23 protein-coding genes are annotated in these 14,773 nt (G+C 68.2%); 11 read left to right on the top strand and 12 right to left on the bottom strand.

Annotated features, from left to right (window positions below; genetic code table 11):
- Positions 1–146: 146 nt before the first annotated feature.
- A complete protein-coding gene (locus VIM54_RS10395; protein ID WP_331901107.1) occupies positions 147–677 on the bottom strand; it encodes a DUF1697 domain-containing protein in 531 nt (176 codons plus the stop codon).
- Between the two features lie 61 nt (positions 678–738).
- On the opposite strand from VIM54_RS10395, the gene VIM54_RS10390 reads away from it, so the two are divergent.
- The gene (locus tag VIM54_RS10390; RefSeq protein ID WP_331901105.1) at positions 739–1,743 is read left to right on the top strand and encodes an aldo/keto reductase family protein; all 1,005 of its coding nucleotides are present in this window, start codon (positions 739–741) and stop codon (positions 1,741–1,743) included.
- A 108-nt stretch (positions 1,744–1,851) separates the two neighbouring features.
- Positions 1,852–2,412, top strand: coding sequence for a YceI family protein (locus tag VIM54_RS10385; protein WP_331901104.1), 561 nt, complete (start codon positions 1,852–1,854; stop codon positions 2,410–2,412).
- Positions 2,413–2,497: 85 nt separating this feature from the next.
- Here the strand turns inward: VIM54_RS10385 and VIM54_RS10380 are convergent, their stop codons facing one another.
- On the bottom strand, positions 2,498–3,451 hold the full coding sequence (locus VIM54_RS10380) for a cation diffusion facilitator family transporter (protein ID WP_331901102.1): 954 nt from the start codon (positions 3,449–3,451) through the stop codon (positions 2,498–2,500).
- A gap of 112 nt (positions 3,452–3,563) precedes the next feature.
- On the opposite strand from VIM54_RS10380, the gene VIM54_RS10375 reads away from it, so the two are divergent.
- A complete protein-coding gene (locus VIM54_RS10375) occupies positions 3,564–4,307 on the top strand; it encodes an ABC transporter permease (RefSeq protein WP_331901100.1) in 744 nt (247 codons plus the stop codon).
- Here the strand turns inward: VIM54_RS10375 and VIM54_RS10370 are convergent.
- Positions 4,304–4,816 carry a PaaI family thioesterase gene (locus tag VIM54_RS10370; RefSeq protein ID WP_331901098.1) on the bottom strand — a complete coding sequence of 171 codons (513 nt, stop codon included), beginning with the start codon at positions 4,814–4,816 and terminating at the stop codon, positions 4,304–4,306. The two genes, VIM54_RS10375 and VIM54_RS10370, sit on opposite strands and share 4 nt — an antisense overlap.
- An 86-nt stretch (positions 4,817–4,902) precedes the next feature.
- On the opposite strand from VIM54_RS10370, the gene VIM54_RS10365 reads away from it, so the two are divergent.
- From VIM54_RS10365 to VIM54_RS10355, 3 genes are all read left to right on the top strand, one after another.
- Positions 4,903–5,445 carry a DUF3887 domain-containing protein gene (locus tag VIM54_RS10365; RefSeq protein ID WP_331901097.1) on the top strand — a complete coding sequence of 181 codons (543 nt, stop codon included), beginning with the start codon at positions 4,903–4,905 and terminating at the stop codon, positions 5,443–5,445.
- Positions 5,445–6,377 (top strand): type II CAAX endopeptidase family protein, encoded by a 933-nt coding sequence (locus VIM54_RS10360; RefSeq protein ID WP_331901096.1) that lies wholly within the window; start codon positions 5,445–5,447, stop codon positions 6,375–6,377. Before VIM54_RS10365 ends, VIM54_RS10360 begins: the two co-directional genes overlap by 1 nt.
- Positions 6,378–6,440: 63 nt before the next feature.
- Positions 6,441–7,001 (top strand): TIGR03086 family metal-binding protein, encoded by a 561-nt coding sequence (locus VIM54_RS10355; RefSeq protein WP_331901094.1) that lies wholly within the window; start codon positions 6,441–6,443, stop codon positions 6,999–7,001.
- Here the strand turns inward: VIM54_RS10355 and VIM54_RS10350 are convergent.
- The gene (locus VIM54_RS10350) at positions 6,998–7,975 is read right to left on the bottom strand and encodes an aldo/keto reductase (protein WP_331901093.1); all 978 of its coding nucleotides are present in this window, start codon (positions 7,973–7,975) and stop codon (positions 6,998–7,000) included. The two genes, VIM54_RS10355 and VIM54_RS10350, sit on opposite strands and share 4 nt — an antisense overlap.
- 59 nt (positions 7,976–8,034) lie before the next feature.
- Here VIM54_RS10350 and VIM54_RS10345 point away from each other — a divergent pair, with 59 nt between their 5' ends.
- Positions 8,035–8,616, top strand: coding sequence for a YdeI/OmpD-associated family protein (locus VIM54_RS10345; RefSeq protein ID WP_331901092.1), 582 nt, complete (start codon positions 8,035–8,037; stop codon positions 8,614–8,616).
- A gap of 438 nt (positions 8,617–9,054) precedes the next feature.
- On the opposite strand, the gene VIM54_RS10340 is transcribed toward VIM54_RS10345, so the two are convergent.
- Positions 9,055–9,549: a GNAT family N-acetyltransferase gene (locus tag VIM54_RS10340; RefSeq protein ID WP_331901090.1), complete on the bottom strand. Its 495-nt coding sequence runs from the start codon at positions 9,547–9,549 to the stop codon at positions 9,055–9,057.
- A 27-nt stretch (positions 9,550–9,576) separates the two neighbouring features.
- Positions 9,577–9,759, bottom strand: coding sequence for a PspC domain-containing protein (locus VIM54_RS10335; protein ID WP_331901089.1), 183 nt, complete (start codon positions 9,757–9,759; stop codon positions 9,577–9,579).
- An 82-nt stretch (positions 9,760–9,841) separates the two neighbouring features.
- Between VIM54_RS10335 and VIM54_RS10330 the strand changes: the two genes are divergently transcribed.
- Positions 9,842–10,471, top strand: a complete 630-nt coding sequence (locus VIM54_RS10330) for a DUF1345 domain-containing protein (RefSeq protein WP_331901088.1) — start codon at positions 9,842–9,844, stop codon at positions 10,469–10,471.
- Between the two features lie 2 nt (positions 10,472–10,473).
- Here VIM54_RS10330 and VIM54_RS10325 read toward each other — a convergent pair whose 3' ends face one another.
- Genes VIM54_RS10325 through VIM54_RS10315 form a run of 3 tightly spaced genes read right to left on the bottom strand, consistent with a single transcriptional unit; the run spans position 10,474 to position 11,767 of the window.
- Positions 10,474–11,313, bottom strand: coding sequence for a DUF3097 domain-containing protein (locus VIM54_RS10325; protein ID WP_331901086.1), 840 nt, complete (start codon positions 11,311–11,313; stop codon positions 10,474–10,476).
- Positions 11,310–11,579, bottom strand: a complete 270-nt coding sequence (locus tag VIM54_RS10320) for a hypothetical protein (protein WP_331901085.1) — start codon at positions 11,577–11,579, stop codon at positions 11,310–11,312. Before VIM54_RS10320 ends, VIM54_RS10325 begins: the two co-directional genes overlap by 4 nt.
- A gap of 14 nt (positions 11,580–11,593) precedes the next feature.
- A complete protein-coding gene (locus tag VIM54_RS10315) occupies positions 11,594–11,767 on the bottom strand; it encodes a hypothetical protein (protein WP_331901084.1) in 174 nt (57 codons plus the stop codon).
- Positions 11,768–11,853: 86 nt separating this feature from the next.
- Between VIM54_RS10315 and VIM54_RS10310 the strand changes: the two genes are divergently transcribed.
- Positions 11,854–12,147: a GNAT family N-acetyltransferase gene (locus VIM54_RS10310; protein ID WP_331901083.1), complete on the top strand. Its 294-nt coding sequence runs from the start codon at positions 11,854–11,856 to the stop codon at positions 12,145–12,147.
- A 285-nt stretch (positions 12,148–12,432) separates the two neighbouring features.
- Here the strand turns inward: VIM54_RS10310 and VIM54_RS10305 are convergent, their stop codons facing one another.
- Positions 12,433–12,822: a VOC family protein gene (locus VIM54_RS10305; RefSeq protein ID WP_331901081.1), complete on the bottom strand. Its 390-nt coding sequence runs from the start codon at positions 12,820–12,822 to the stop codon at positions 12,433–12,435.
- 23 nt (positions 12,823–12,845) lie between these two features.
- Positions 12,846–13,247, bottom strand: coding sequence for a VOC family protein (locus VIM54_RS10300; protein ID WP_331901080.1), 402 nt, complete (start codon positions 13,245–13,247; stop codon positions 12,846–12,848).
- Positions 13,248–13,467: 220 nt separating this feature from the next.
- On the opposite strand from VIM54_RS10300, the gene VIM54_RS10295 reads away from it, so the two are divergent.
- Positions 13,468–13,827, top strand: a complete 360-nt coding sequence (locus VIM54_RS10295; protein ID WP_331901078.1) for a metalloregulator ArsR/SmtB family transcription factor — start codon at positions 13,468–13,470, stop codon at positions 13,825–13,827.
- Positions 13,828–13,829: 2 nt separating this feature from the next.
- Entirely contained in the window at positions 13,830–14,288 is a 459-nt protein-coding gene (locus VIM54_RS10290) for an SRPBCC family protein (protein WP_331901076.1), read from the top strand.
- On the opposite strand, the gene VIM54_RS10285 is transcribed toward VIM54_RS10290, so the two are convergent.
- The coding region (locus tag VIM54_RS10285) for a TetR-like C-terminal domain-containing protein (protein WP_331901074.1) at positions 14,274–14,773 on the bottom strand (500 nt) is incomplete at its 5' end. The two genes, VIM54_RS10290 and VIM54_RS10285, sit on opposite strands and share 15 nt — an antisense overlap.

Here is a 14,773-nt window from a genome sequence, read left to right as displayed (position 1 = left end):
CGTGGTCCCATCGCTGGCGGAATATTCGCACCAGACGGGGTTCGTTCGTGTCGGCCTTGTTGCTCCAGCCTCAAGGACGAACCTCCGTAAACCCTGTGAAGGAGGAGAGGCTTCTTCGCATCGGCCCGGAAATGACTATTCTGTGGTCACTCGCCGAGCAGGTCGAGCAGCTTGGTGACGGTGTTCCAGTTTCGGGCGGTCACCGGGGCATCGAACTGCTTCCAGAACGACCTCGGCACCCGGGTCTGCTGACTGCCTTTCGGCATCCACTGGTAGATCGCCCGCTCCCCCACGGCCAGCAATTCCGGGGCGATGGCCGCCGCATCCGGCGCTTCGAGCCGGTCGGGCATCGAGCTCGCGAACGTCACGAACGACTTCGATCCGTCGGTCGCGACGGCGAGCAGCGGGTTGGCCTCGGCGATCTCGGCGAAGTCCTCGCCGGCGAGGAGCAGCACACTCGACTGCACGCCGGTGGAGGACAGCACGGCGGCCTCGACGGATCGCGCCGCGTCCACCGCGAGCGGCCCGGACGACGAGAAAACGACGTTGCCGCTGCGCAGAACGGTCCTGACGGCGGAGAATCCGAGACCGCCGAACACCTCGGCGAGGTCGGCCATCGAGATCGCCTTCGCCGTGCCCACGTTAATGCCGCGAAGGAGTGCCACGTAACGAGCCATTCACCGAATGCTACCCGCGACCACACCCGGGGGTCCGGCCGTTCGGCGTAACGTTGGGGGCATGGATTTCAGATATCTCGGCAACAGCGGCCTCAAGGTCTCGGAGCTCACCTACGGCAACTGGCTCACCCACGGTTCACAGGTGGAGAACGACACGGCCATCGAGTGCGTGAAGGCCGCCATCGAGGTGGGCATCACGAGCTTCGACACGGCGGACGTCTACGCCAACACCGTCGCCGAGAAGGTGCTCGGCAAGGCCCTCAAGGGCGAGCGGCGCGAGTCGCTCGAGATCTTCACCAAGGTGTACTGGCCCACCGGGTTGAAGGGTCCGAACGACAGCGGACTGTCGCGCAAGCACATCCTCGAGTCGATCGACGGCTCGCTGCAGCGGCTCAAGACCGACTACGTCGACCTCTACCAGGCCCACCGCTACGACGTGGAGACCCCGCTCGAAGAGACGATGCAGGCCTTCGCCGACGTCGTGCGGCAGGGCAAGGCGCTCTACATCGGGGTTTCGGAGTGGAACGCCGACCAGCTGCGAGCCGGCCACGCCCTCGCGAGGGACCTCGGCATCCAGCTCATCTCCAACCAGCCGCAGTACTCCATGCTGTGGCGAGTGATCGAGGCGGATGTCGTTCCGGCATCTCAGGAACTCGGCATCTCCCAGATCGTGTGGTCGCCGGTGGCCCAGGGGGCACTCACCGGAAAGTACCTGCCGGGAGCGCCACTGCCGAAGGGGACGCGCGCGACGGACAAGAAGGGCGGCGCCGAGACCATCAGGCGCTTCCTTGCGGATGACGTGCTCACCGCCGTGCAGGACCTTCGACCGATCGCCGAGGAGGCCGGCCTCGACCTCGCGCAGCTGGCGATCGCCTGGGTGCTGCAGAATCCGAACGTGGCCTCGGCCATCATCGGAGCCTCGAGGCCGCAGCAGGTGGTGTCCAACGTCAAGGCGGCGGGGGTCACGCTCTCCCCGGACGCGCTCGGCCGCATCGAGTCGGTGATCGGCCATCTCGCCGAGCGTGACCCGTCGCGCACGGTGTCCCCGGACACCCGCCCGTCCTGAGCCGTTCCGACGGCGTGACGCGGTTCGATCGGGGGACAATTCGCACGAAATCATGACGCGTCACCAAAATTCGGAATAATCCCAGGGTCGATGCGCTTGCATGAGACTATGACCAATCTCATTGACACTCATCCCTCGTACGTCGTCGGCACCTGGGCAATCGACCCGACCCACTCCACCCTCAATTTCAGCGTCAAGCACCTCGCGATCAGCAAGGTTCGCGGCTCCTTCGAGAAGTTCGACGTGACTGTCGTCACCGCCGAGGACCCCACCGCCACCACGGTCGAGGCCGTCATCGACATCGCCTCGGTGAACACCAACCAGAAGGACCGCGACGCGCACCTGCGCACGAGCGACTTCTTCCAGGTCGACGAGTTCCCCACGGCCACCTTCACCTCCTCGAGCATCGCCATCACCGGCGACGACTTCACGATCGACGGCAGCCTGACGCTGCGCGGCGTCACCAAGCCGATCACCCTCACCGGCGAATTCGGCGGCATCGTCACCGACGGCTACGGCCAGACCAAGGCGGGCATCGCGGCATCCACCAAGATCAACCGCCAGGACTTCGGCGTGAGCTGGAACGCGGCCCTCGAGGCCGGCGGACTCACCCTCGGCGACGAGATCAGCCTCACCCTCGAGCTCCAGCTCGTGCTGCAGGCCGCCTAACCCACACCCGATTCAGGGGCCCTCGCGAGAGATCGCGGGGGCCCATCATCGTTAACACCGGCCATATACTCCGACAGGCATGCGGCTAACGGTGCTGCTCCACCTCGTGCTCGGCGTGCTCGGCCGGCTCGAGCTGGAAGGTCGAATGGGCAACGTCGAAGTGCTCCTTGAGGCACTCGCTCAGCGCGTCGAGGAGCCGGTCGGTGCGGTTCTCGCTGAAGATGTACGGCTCGACCACCACGTGGGCGGAGAACACGTTCGCCCCGGGAGTGATCGACCACACGTGCACGTCGTGCACCGAGACGACGCCCTCCTTGGAGAGCACGTGCTCGCGGATGAGGTCCACATCGGTGCCGCGTGGCGTGCCCTGGCTGAGCACCCGCAGCGTGTCCCTCATGAGCGTGACGGCCCTGGGCAGGATGAGGGCCGCGATGGCGAGCGAGGCGATCGCGTCGGCGAGTTCGAACCCGGTGAAGAGGATGACCACGGCCGCCACGACCACCGCGATCGACCCGATGAGGTCGCCGAGCACCTCGAGGTACGCCGCGCGCATGTTGATCGAATGCGCCGCCCCGCCGCGAAGCACGAGCAGGGCCGCGGTGTTCGCGATCGCGCCCACCACGGCGACGACGAGCATGAGTGGAGCCTGTACCGCGCCGGCGGAGGTGCCGGCGAGTCGGCCGATCGCCTCGATGAGGACGAATGCCACGACGACGATGAGGATCGCGGCATTGAGGAACGCGGCGAACACCTCCGCCCGGCGGTGCCCGAAGGTGCGCTTGTCCGTGGCCGGGCGCGCGGCCATGAGGGTGGCGATGAGCGCCACGACCAGCCCGGTGAGGTCGGAGAGCATGTGGCCGGCGTCGGCGAACAGCGCGAGCGACCCTGACACGAGCGCGCCGATCAGCTCGACGACGAGCACGACCGCGACGATGCCGATCGCGATGCCGAGCCGACGCCGATTGCCGAGCCCGGTCACCGGATCGACGCCGTGGGAATGCGCGTGCCCGCTCGTATCGTGACCGCCCGCAGCATCCATGGTTCCCACTCTAGGAAGGCCGGCGCAGGTATTCCACCAATCCCGCTAGTCGGGAATGACCACCGTTCTCAGTAGCGATCCGCCCGGTCGGGCGAGAGAGGACAATGGCACAGTGAACTTCGTACCCACCGCGATCGCCGTCGGCGTGCTCATCGCCATCGCGACCGGCCTTCTTCTGGCGCGAGGCATCCCGCGACCCTGGGGGCCGCTTTGGGCGATCGCGCGCGCCGCCCTGCAGCTCGGCCTGCTCACCCTGATCCTGGGCGGCATTATCTCCGATGAACGCTGGGTGGCTGTGGCCCTCGTCGTGATGTTCGGCGCCGCCGTCTACACCGTGTCCCGCCGCGTCGCCCGGTCGCGCGTCGAGGTCGCGATCGTCGCCGGATCGCTCGCGGTGGGCCTCGCCGTGCCGCTGATCACCGTGTTCGTGTCGGGCGCGATCGAGTTCTCGGGCCGCTACCTGCTCGCGGTCGGAGGGATCATCATCGGCGGCACGATGAGCGTCGCGACCCTCGCCGGGCGGCACTTTCGCGAGGCGCTCGTGAGCCGACAGGACGAGGTCGAGGGTTGGTTGGCCCTCGGCGCGACACCACGGCAGTCGGTGCGGGATCTCGCGACCCGCGCGGTGTTCGGCGCGCTCATCCCCACCACCGACCAGACCCGCACGACCGGCCTCGTCGCGTTACCCGGATCGTTCGTCGGCGCGATCTTCGGTGGAGCATCCGTGCTGCAGGCCGGCGTCTTCCAGCTCGTGGTGCTCACGAGCATCCTCGCGGCGGGGGTCATCACGTCGATGCTCCTCACCACGGGGTTCAGCGGCGCCGTCGGGCTGCTCGGCGTGCGGCTCAGCGACTAGACCGGAAAGACCAGCAGCGTGCTCGACGCAGTGGCGATGAGCTTGCCGTTCGCGTCGTGCACCGTGCCCTCGGCGAAGGCCGCCCGCGTGCCCGGCTTGGTGACGATTCCCACCGCCGTGAGTTGCCCGGTGTCGGCCAGCACCGGCCGCAGGTAGCTCACCTTGATCTCGAGGGACGTGTACCCCTGGCCGCGGGGCAGGGTCGTCTGCACCGCGCACCCGAGCACCGAGTCGAGCAGCGTGCACACGAGCCCGCCGTGCACCGTGCCGATCGGGTTGTAGTGGGATTCGTCCGGATCGCAGGTGAAGGTCACCTTGCCGACCTCGGCGGCGACGGGACGCATCCTCATCAGGTGGACGATCGGTGGCGCCGGAATCACCTCGTCGATGAGGGCCCGGATGTACTCGAGGCCCGACATCGTCTTCGCGAGTTCCGCGCCGATCAGCGGGTCCTCCCAGGTGACGGTCCTCGATCGATCGGTGATCTCGTTCTGGTCCTCGGTGTGCACGGCGTTCCTTCCCGCGCTCCAGCCTAGGTCCGCCCCGTGTAAAGCGAACCTTGACAGCCGATCGAGCGTCAAGGCAAACTTGACAGGTGACCGAGCGAGTGCACGTCGACAGCATCCGAGCCGCCCTGCTGCAGCGTGCGGAGGCCGACGCCGTGCTGGCCGCCGCCGTCGACGAGGCGCGGGAATCCGGGCTCACCTGGCAGGCCATCGGCGACGCCCTCGGCACCTCACGACAGGCCGCGTTCCAGAGATTCGGCCGCCCCATCGATCCCCGAACTGGAGCAACCATGAACACGATCCCCCAGCCCCGCGCCGCCGAACGGGCGGCCGAGGCGTTCGCGCACCTCGCAGCCAACCGTCCACAGGCGGTGGTCGACGAGTTCGACGACACGATGAGGTCGCAGCTCGACGCCGCCAAACTCGCCGCCGCCTGGGCCCAAGTCGCGGCGCTCGTCGGGGCGTTCGAGCGGCAGGGCGAGCCGTTCTCCCGCGCCGCCGACACCCTGACGATCGTGGATGTGCCGCTCGCGTTCGAGGCGGGCGACATGGTGGGGCGCATCGCGTTCGACGCGAGCGGGGCGATCGCTGGGCTCTTCCTGCTCGCGCCGTCCGCCGCCGGGGAGCTGTGATGAAGACGAAACCGGTGCTCGCCTATCTCGCAATCGCCTTCGGCCTGTCCTGGCTGTTCGCGCTCCCGCTCTGGCTCTCCGGCGGCCTGGGGAACCTCTGGTTCCTGGTGATCGCGCTCCTCATCATGGCGACCCCGGCGGCCGCCGCCCTCCTGGTGAGCAGGTTCATCGACCGCCCGACCTCGATCCCCCGCGACCTCGGACTGTGGCCGATCCGGCCGGTGCGCCGCACGCTCGGCTATGCGGGCCTCGGGGTGCTCCTCTCGGTCGCGATCATCCTGGTGGCGCTGCCCATCGGCGCGCTCCTCGGCGTGTACCCGGCCGACTTCGTGCACCTCTCCGGGTTCCAGCAGACGATCGACACCACGCTCGCGTCGGTCGGGGCCCCTCCCCTGCCGGTGCCGATCCAGCTGCTCGCGGCCGCCCAGTTGCTCAACGTTCTCATCGGCACCCTCATCAACACCATCCCGGCTCTCGGCGAGGAGCTGGGCTGGCGCGGCTTCCTCTTTCCGCGCCTGCTCGCGCTCGGTCCGGTGCCGGCCATCCTGCTCTCCGGCGTGATCTGGGGCGCCTGGCATGCCCCGCTCATCCTGCTCGGCTACAACTACCCGACGGCCACGGGCTGGCTCGGCGTGCTCGCGATGATCGGCATGTGCACCGTGGTCGGGGCGATCTTCGGCTGGCTGCGGATCCGGTCCCGGTCGGTGTGGCCGGCGGCCCTCGCGCACGGCGCATTCAATGCGGCGGCGGGATTCGGTCTCGTATTCGCGCAGGCCGGCCGGCGGATCGACACGCTGCAGGCCACCATCCTCGGCTGGTCCGGGTGGATCGTGCCGCTCGTGATCGTCATCGTCCTGGTGGCCACCGGGCGGTTCCGTGCCCGGCCGGCCGCACCGGCTCGCACCGAGGATGCGGTGGGCGCAGCACAGTAGGCGGAATGCGCGGCCCCCCGCCGAACGTTGGAGGAGGCAGGACAACACGATCGGAGCCAGACCATGACGGACCACAGCGACTGGCTGGACCTGCAGAAGCAGGCGCACCGGGAGTTCGCCACGCGACTCGATGGGATCACCGATTGGGACGCCCCCACTCCGGATTCCGAGTGGAACGTGCGGGATCTCGTGCGTCATGTCGTCGAGGAACAACAGTGGGTGCCGCACCTGCTCGCGGGCCGCACGGTCGAGCAGACGATGCGCGACCTGCAGCCTCTCGGCGACGACCTGAGGGCCGAGTGGCGCCTCTACTCCCTCGCGGCCACCGCGGCGTGGGACGAGGCATCACCCTCGACGCTGGTGTGCCTGTCGCGCGACAAGGTTCCGGTGACCGACTACCTGCGCGAGCAGGTGGGCGACGTGACCATCCACTCGTGGGATCTCGCCCGAGCGGTTGGCGCGTCCGAACAGTTGGATGCCGCGCTCATCGAGGCGGTGTGGACCCTCTTCGAGCCGCAGCGCGACACCCTGGCCGCGAGCGGACTCTACGCTCCGCCGGTGCCGCTGCCCGACGACGCCCCACTGCAGTCCCGGCTGCTCGCGCTCACCGGTCGCACCCCCTAGAAACCGGCGACGGCGTGCGGGACGTACGCCGCCTCGAGCTCCGCCACCTCCTCGGAATCGAGGTGGAGTTCGAGCGCGGCCACGGCATCCTCGAGGTGGGAGAGTTTCGTCGCGCCGACGATCGGCGACGTCACCGCCTCCCGCCCGGCCACCCACGCGAGCGCCACCTGAGCCCTCGGAACCCCGCGACGCTGGGCAACTGACGCCACGGCATCCGCCACCCGGCGGTCGGATTCCTCGGCCTGGCGGTAGAGAGTCGCGCCGAACTCGTCGGTCTGCGAGCGTGCGGTCGAGGCGTCCCAGTCGCGCGTGAGCCTGCCGCGTGCGAGCGGGCTCCACGGCAGCACTCCGACGCCCTGATCGAGGCAGAACGGGTGCATCTCGCGCTCCTCCTCGCGGTTGATGAGGTTGTAGTGGTCCTGCATCGACACGAAGCGCGTCCAGCCGTTGAGGTCCGCCGTGTACTGCGCCTGCGCGAACTGCCACGCGAACATGGAGGACGCCCCGATGTACCGGGCCTTGCCCGCCTTCACGACGTCGTGCAGCGCCTCCATCGTCTCCTCGATTGGCACCGTCGGGTCCCAACGGTGGATCTGGTACAGGTCGACGTAGTCGGTGCCGAGACGGCGCAGACTCGCGTCGATCTGCTCCATGATGTGCACCCGGGAGAGGCCGTGGCCGTTGGGGCCGGGGCGCATGCTGCCGTGCACCTTGGTGGCGATCACCACCTCCTCCCGCCGCGAGAATTCGCCGAGCGCACGGCCGAGGATCTCCTCGCTCGAGCCGAGCGAATAGACATTGGCCGTGTCGAAGGTGGTGATGCCGAGCTCGAGGGCGCGCCGGATGAACGGTCGGCTCTGCTCCTCGGTGAGGGTCCAGTCGTGGCTTCCGCGCTGCGGATCCCCGTAGCTCATGCACCCGAGGGTGATCGCCGATACTTCGAGTCCGCTGCAACCCAGTTTCTTGTAGTCCATGCCTCCAGTCTGCTCCCCCGTCGGTGAGCTTTGTCCGAGGCTGCTCGTACGATGGGGCCATGGTCGCCAACGACGACAAGCCGGTGCTGCACTTCGCCTCGGTCGGCGAATGGCGCGACTGGCTTGCGGTGCACCACGCCGAGACCGGCGGAGTGCGGCTGAAGCTGCGCAAGAAGGGGTCCCCACTCCCCGGAATCGGCGTCGAGCTGGCCCTCGACGAGGCACTCTGTTTCGGCTGGATCGACGGTCAGAGGGCCGCATTCGACGAGCACTTCTTCCTTCAGGCGTACAGTCCGCGCCGCGCGCGAAGCGTCTGGTCGCAGATCAACCGCGACCATGTTGCGCGGTTGGCCGCCGATGGCCGGATGCTGCCATCCGGTCTCGCGGAGGTGGAACGGGCCAAGGCCGACGGTCGCTGGGATGCCGCCTACCGCCAGAAGGACGCGGAGGTTCCCCCAGACTTGCGGGCTTCCCTCGACGGAAACCCGGCCGCGGCCGTCTTCTTCGCCACGCTCTCGAGCCAGAACCGGTTCGCCATCCTGTTCAGGGTCGCCTCGGTCACCCGAGCGTCCACACGGGCCGCGAAGATCGACACGTTCGTGGCGATGCTCGCCCGCGGCGAGACCATCTACCCGCAGTAGCGCACCTCGCACCCCGTCGAGACCCTTTGCGCGCACCCCGCGGCCTCGCGCACCGCGCGGCCCTCGCGCACCGCGCGGCCCTCACGCACCGCGCGGCCCTCGCGCACCGCGCGGCCCTCGCGCACCCCCGCGGCCTTCGCGCACCGCGCGGCCTTCGCGCACCCGGTCCCGTCGACTGGGCAATAGTGGCCGAAAGGCGCGCCGTTTAGGTGCGCTATTGCCCACTCGCGCGGCGGAAGCGCGGTGGAAGCGCGGTGGAAGCGGGATGGAAGCGCGGTGGAAGGCGGGGTGGAAGGCGGGGCAGGACGGCGAAAACTAGCCGTGGGCAAGAACTTGCGCGACACTCACCTTCGGCTCGACGAGATCACCGACACCGACACCGACACCGTGGCAGCGGCGACGGCTGGCAGTTTACAGAGACATCCCGATTAACGGACTTCAGAGCTCCGCGGCCAGCAGCGCCACCCGAACGGACCCGTTCTTGGTGTCCTGCTCGCCCACGCGCTCGAACCCCAGCCGCCCGTGGAAGGCGAGCGACGCGGGGTTGGGTGGCAGCACGTTCACCTCGCAGGTGACCTCCGCGCGGCCCTCGGTGCGGGCGAGGGTGAAGACGGCGTCGTAGAGCATCCGCCCGATGCCGGATCCGCGTGCGGCCTCGCTCACGACGATGCGATCGACGTAGAGGAAGTCGGTTCCCCGGCCCTCGAAGAAGCGGAAGTTCTCACTCGGGTAGTCGGCGCCGGGCCGCATTCCGATCACGAACCCCAGCACGGTCGACTCGTCGGCCCGGTCGACCGCGACGCTCGCGAACCCGGCGACCCGCAGCAGCTCGGCCATCTCGTCGATCGTCGTGATCGGAACTGCCGGATGGGCGGCGTCGTTGAGGAGCACGACCTGGGCAAGGTCCTGGGCGGCGAGGTCGCGAAGAAGCATGCACCAAGTCTGCCCGTTCCGAGAGGGCTAGTCGCCCTCGGGAACCAGGATCCAGAGCGCGATGTAGATGAGGAACTGGGGCCCCGGGAGGAGGCAGGAGAGCACGAATACCCAGCGCACGAGGGTGGGACTCCAGCCGTAGCGCCTCGCGATGCCGGCGCACACCCCCGCGATGATTCGTCCCTGTCGTGGTCTCTTCAGTTCAGCCATGCTGCAAGCATTCCACGGGGAGCGTCGGCGCGTTATCGGGTTATCCCCCGAAATCGTCTCCGGTGCGTGGTCTAATCGGCTCATGCGACAGCGTCACACCACCCTTCGTCTCATGGTCATGCTCCTCGTCGCGGTGATCGCGGCGATCATCACCGGTGCCTTCGGGGAGTGGGCCTATGCGCCGACCGTCGGTTGGGCGGCCGCCGCCCTTGTCTACTCCACCTGGGTCTGGATCTCGATCGCCCGCCAGGATGCGACCCAGACCGCGACGCACGCAAGCCTCGAGGAGCCCAATCGGGCGATCGCCGATCTGCTCGTGCTCATCCTGAGCATCGCGAGCCTGTTCGCGGTAGTGGTCGTGCTCGCGAACGCGGCGAACGTGGCCGGCGCCGCCAAGGCGCTGCTTGCGACCCTCGCTCTCGTGAGCGTCGCGCTGTCCTGGATCTTGCTGCACACGCTCTACACGCTGCGCTACGCCCGCCTGTATTACACCTCGGGAAAGGGCATCGACTTCAACCAGGCGGATCCGCCGCAGTACACCGACTTCGCCTACCTGTCGTTCACGGTCGGCATGACCTACCAGGTGTCTGACACCAACATCACCACCCATTCGATCCGCGCCACGGCGCTGCGGCACTCGCTGCTCTCGTTCGTGTTCGGCTCGGTGATTCTCGCCTCGACGATCAACCTGGTGATCAACCTGACGCGCTGACGTCAGGCCGGGGCCGTCACGAAGTCGATGAGCTGCTCCACCCGCCCGAGCACGACCGGCTCCAGGTCGGCGTAGGTGCGCACCCGCCCGAGAATCCGCTGCCAGGCCCGCGCGATGTCCTCCTGGTCGTCGTGCGGCCAGCCGAGCGACTCGCAAATGCCGTGCTTCCACTCGATGCTCCTCGGCACCTCCGGCCAGAGGTCCATGCCGAGTCGTTGCGGTTTCACCGACTGCCAGATGTCGACGAATGGATGCCCGACCACGAGCACGTTCCCGCCGTGCGGGCCGCGCGCCACCGCATCCGCGATGCGCGACTCCTTGGACCCCGGCACGAGGTGGTCGACGAGCACCCCCACCCGGCGCCCGGGCCCCGGCGCGAAGTCGTTCACGATCGCGGCCAGGTCGTCAACACCCTCGAGGTACTCCACCACCACTCCCTCGACCCTCAGGTCGGCGCCCCAGACCTTCTCCACGAGTTCGGCGTCGTGGCGCCCTTCCACGAAGATGCGACTGGGCAGTGCCACCCTCGCCCGCGCTCCGTTGACCGCGAAGGATCCGGAGGCAGTGCGCGCGGTGGCCTTCGGTGCGGTGGCCGGCGGGGTCAGCACGACCGGCTCTCCCTCGAGAAGGAATCCTCCGCCGAGCGGAAAGAGACGCACTCCGCCGCGATAGTCCTCGAGGTGCACCAGCTTGCCTTCGACGCGCAGAACGGCGCCGCAGAACCCGGTGTCAGCCCACTCGATCACGAGGTCGCGTTCGGCCGGAATCTCACGGATGACCTTGCGTTTCGCCCCGCGCCAGTCGCCGGTGAGAACGTCGTCTCCGTACTGTTCGAACGTCACGCGCCGTCCACCGTCGGGGCGAGTTCGAGGTACTTCTCATGCACCTGGGCCGTCGCGAAAGGACCGTCACCCTGCGCATTCGACTGCGGCTCGTCGAACTGCACCCACCACATCCGTCCGCCCGCGGCTCGACCCCAGACACCGGCGAGCGCAGAGCCGCCGGAGCGCACGATGATGCCGCTCGGCTCGTACGGCCAGGGCGACGGGTCACTCGGCGACGCATCCCGGAGGTGCACCTGGGCGCCGATCCCGAAATCACCAGCCACGGCGTAACTCGCGCTCAGCCGTCGATGCGCTTGAGCAGGTGGAACGGGATCGCCAGCGACAGCGCGACCGCGACGACGCCGCCGAAGAAGACGAGGCCGTTGTCCACGCCCGGCTCGAAGGCGTAGCCGAAGAGCAGTATTCCGCCGACGAACAGCGCGAGGGCGATGACAAAGGCGACGATCTTCACGGGGGTCCTCCAACGGTCCGGCTGCTGTGCTCCCATCCTAGGGAATGGATCGCCGACCTCCCGCAGGGACGCTGCATGATGGAAGCATGAAAACGATTGACGATGTCGGCGGGCGCTACGAGCTGACCATCGACGGCGCGCGAGTCGGAGTCAGCACCTATCGCGACGTCGGCGAACGCCGAGTGTTCCTGCACACCGAGGTCGACCCCGACTATGCCGGCCAGGGGCTCGCGACGGAGCTCATCGAATGGGCTCTCGGTGACGTGCGCGAGAAGGGACTGCGCATCGTCGCCACGTGCCCGATGGTGGCCGGGTATCTCACCAGGCACCATCAGTTCGACGACATCGTCGACACTCCCAAGGGCGTCGACGGGCCATAGCGGAGCGGGTCGGCTTCGCGCGGTCCGGGCGCGGCGCAGCACCGCACTGGGTCGACCGGCCGGTTCTGCGCGGGCCTCGCGTGGCGCTCCCCTCGTCGACTCGCGGCGGGGAAAACGCGTCGCGGAGGGAGTCCCGCCTCCCGCCCCGACGCAGCTTCCCCGCCGCTGCGCGCGTCAACTCTCTCCGCGAGCATTCGCGATTGACGGCGAGCGGGGTGACCGCGAGCGGCGTGACGACGAGCGGCGTGACGGCGAGCGGGATGGCGCCGGCCGGGCATCCGCCCCTCAGGACTCCGAGAGCACCGAGAGCACCGAGAGCACGTTGCCGGCCGGGTCCAGGAACCAGGCGATGTCCGGGCCGTTGCCGCGCATGATCCCCTTCGAGTCGACGGGCAGCGTGTCGCTCGGATAGATGTCCGTCTTCACACCGCGCGCGTTGAGGTCGTCGACGGCCGCTTCCACGTCGTCGACGGTGAAATTGAGGATCGTGAAGCTCGCCGGCTCGTGGTTCGGCTTGGAGTACACGAGCACCGTCGCGCCGCTCTCGAGGTGGAGGTTGAGGAAGCCCATGTCGTTGATCGACACGCGCATCCCGAGCGTCTCGCCGTAGAACCGTCGTGCGGCCTCGATGTCGTCGACCGAGAAACCGCTGAATGCACCGCTGCTGGTGAACATGGTCGTGCTCCTTCGTTTGTGGCCTATTGAACGTGCTCGTGGTCCATCCAAATGAACTCCCAGGTGTGTCCGTCGAGGTCGTCGAAGGTGCGGGAGTACATGAAGCCGTAGTCCTGGGCCTCCCTCGAGACGATCGCACCCGCGGCGATCGCCTTGTCGACCACGTCGTCCACCTCCTGGCGGCTGTCGGCGCTCACCCCGATGAGCGCCTCCGACTGTGTCGTCGCGTCGACGATCTGCTTCGCGGTGAACGTCTGGTAGAACGGCTCGACGAGCAACATTGCGAAGATGCTCTCGGAGATCACCATGCACGTCGCGTTCTCGTCGGTGAATTGCGGGTTGAAGGTGCAGCCGAGGGCCGAGAAGAATGCGGTGGACCGCTCGAGGTCCTTGATCGGCAGGTTGAGAAAGATGCTGGTGGGCATTGGCGCGCTCCCGGATGTCGCGGCGCCGCATCCGTCCACGACGCTCGCTCCCAGCTTCGCAACAATCGGTGCCCGGCGCAAAGGTTCCCCTCGTCGCGTGATGACACAGGCAGCCCCGTCACACGGGCCGCCGCTTGACACGAGCCGCCCCTCGACACCGGCCGCCGCGTGACACAGACAGCCACTTGACACAGAAAGCTCAGCGGCGATACTTAACCACATGCTTAACCAATTGGGCGACCTCGACCGGGCGTTCGCGGCGCTCGCCGACCCGACCCGCCGGTCCATGGTGACCCGATTGAGCCGCGGGCCGGCGAGTGTCGGAGAACTCGCGGAGCCCCTCGCCATGTCGCTCCCCGCCGTTCTCCAGCACCTCCGGGTTCTCGAGACGAGCGGACTCGTGCGCTCGAGAAAGGTCGGCCGGGTGCGCACCTGCCGCCTTGAGCCGGCGGCGATCGACGCGACCGAGGCATGGATCTCGAACCTGCGCTCCGCGTGGGAGCAACGCCTCGACCGCCTGGGCGACTATCTCGCCGCGGAACCAGACTCACCCCAACCCCAACCAGCATCCGAGGAGTAGCCATGTCAGACCGTTCAGTCATCCACTCGACCTTCGTCGTCGACCGCGTATTCGCCGCAACGCAGGAGCGGGTCTTCGCCGCCTTCGCCGACCCGAAGGCCAAGGCGCTCTGGTTCACCGGACCCCGCGAGTGGCGCACGCCGGTGCAGACCTTCGACTTTCGGGTCGGCGGCCACGAGACGAATGTCGGAGGCCCGATCGAGGGCCCTCGATCGTCATTCGACGCGCTCTACCTCGACATCGTGCCGGGCGAACGCATCATCTACACCTACGAGATGCACCTCGACGAGCGCACGATCAGCGAGTCGCTCGCGACGATCGAACTGACACCGGTCGACGGCGGCACCCGGCTCGTGCTCACCGAACAGGGTGCGTACCTCGACGGGTTCGACAAACCGGAGTGGCGCGAACGGGGCACGATCGACCTGATGGATGCCCTCGGGGCGTCACTGGCGGGCTGACCCCTGCAGGCTGAGCCGTTCGATGCCGACCGTCACCGTGTCGACGAGGAACTCGAAGCTGCGGTCCAGGTCCCGGGGAAGCCCGAAGCCTCCGCCGATCTCGAGGACCACGAAGCCGTGGACGGCCGACCGGAGCACTCGGATGACGTCGATCGTCGCCTCGGGGGGAAGATCGAACCCGCGCAGGACCGAGGCGATGACGGCTAGCGTCTCGGCGCTGCTGGCAGCAAGCCCCACATCCAGCGGGTCGTGCGGCCGCGCGGCGACCTGCGTCGCCGCATAGCGACCCGGGTGCCTGTGCGCGAACTCGCGCAGGGCATCCGCCATCGCCCGCACGGCGTCTCGCCCGGCCCTGCCCGTCGTTGCGGTGGAGATCGCCTTGGTGAGGTCGTTGACCGACGCGATGGCGACCTCCCGCCGCAGGTCGGCGAGCGACGACACGTGCTTGTAGAGGCTCGGCACGGCGATCCCGACCTGGCCGGCGA

The organism is Lacisediminihabitans sp., assembly GCF_036569425.1.
Lineage (GTDB): Bacteria > Actinomycetota > Actinomycetes > Actinomycetales > Microbacteriaceae > Lacisediminihabitans.
This window is presented reverse-complemented; position numbering and strand designations above follow the sequence as displayed.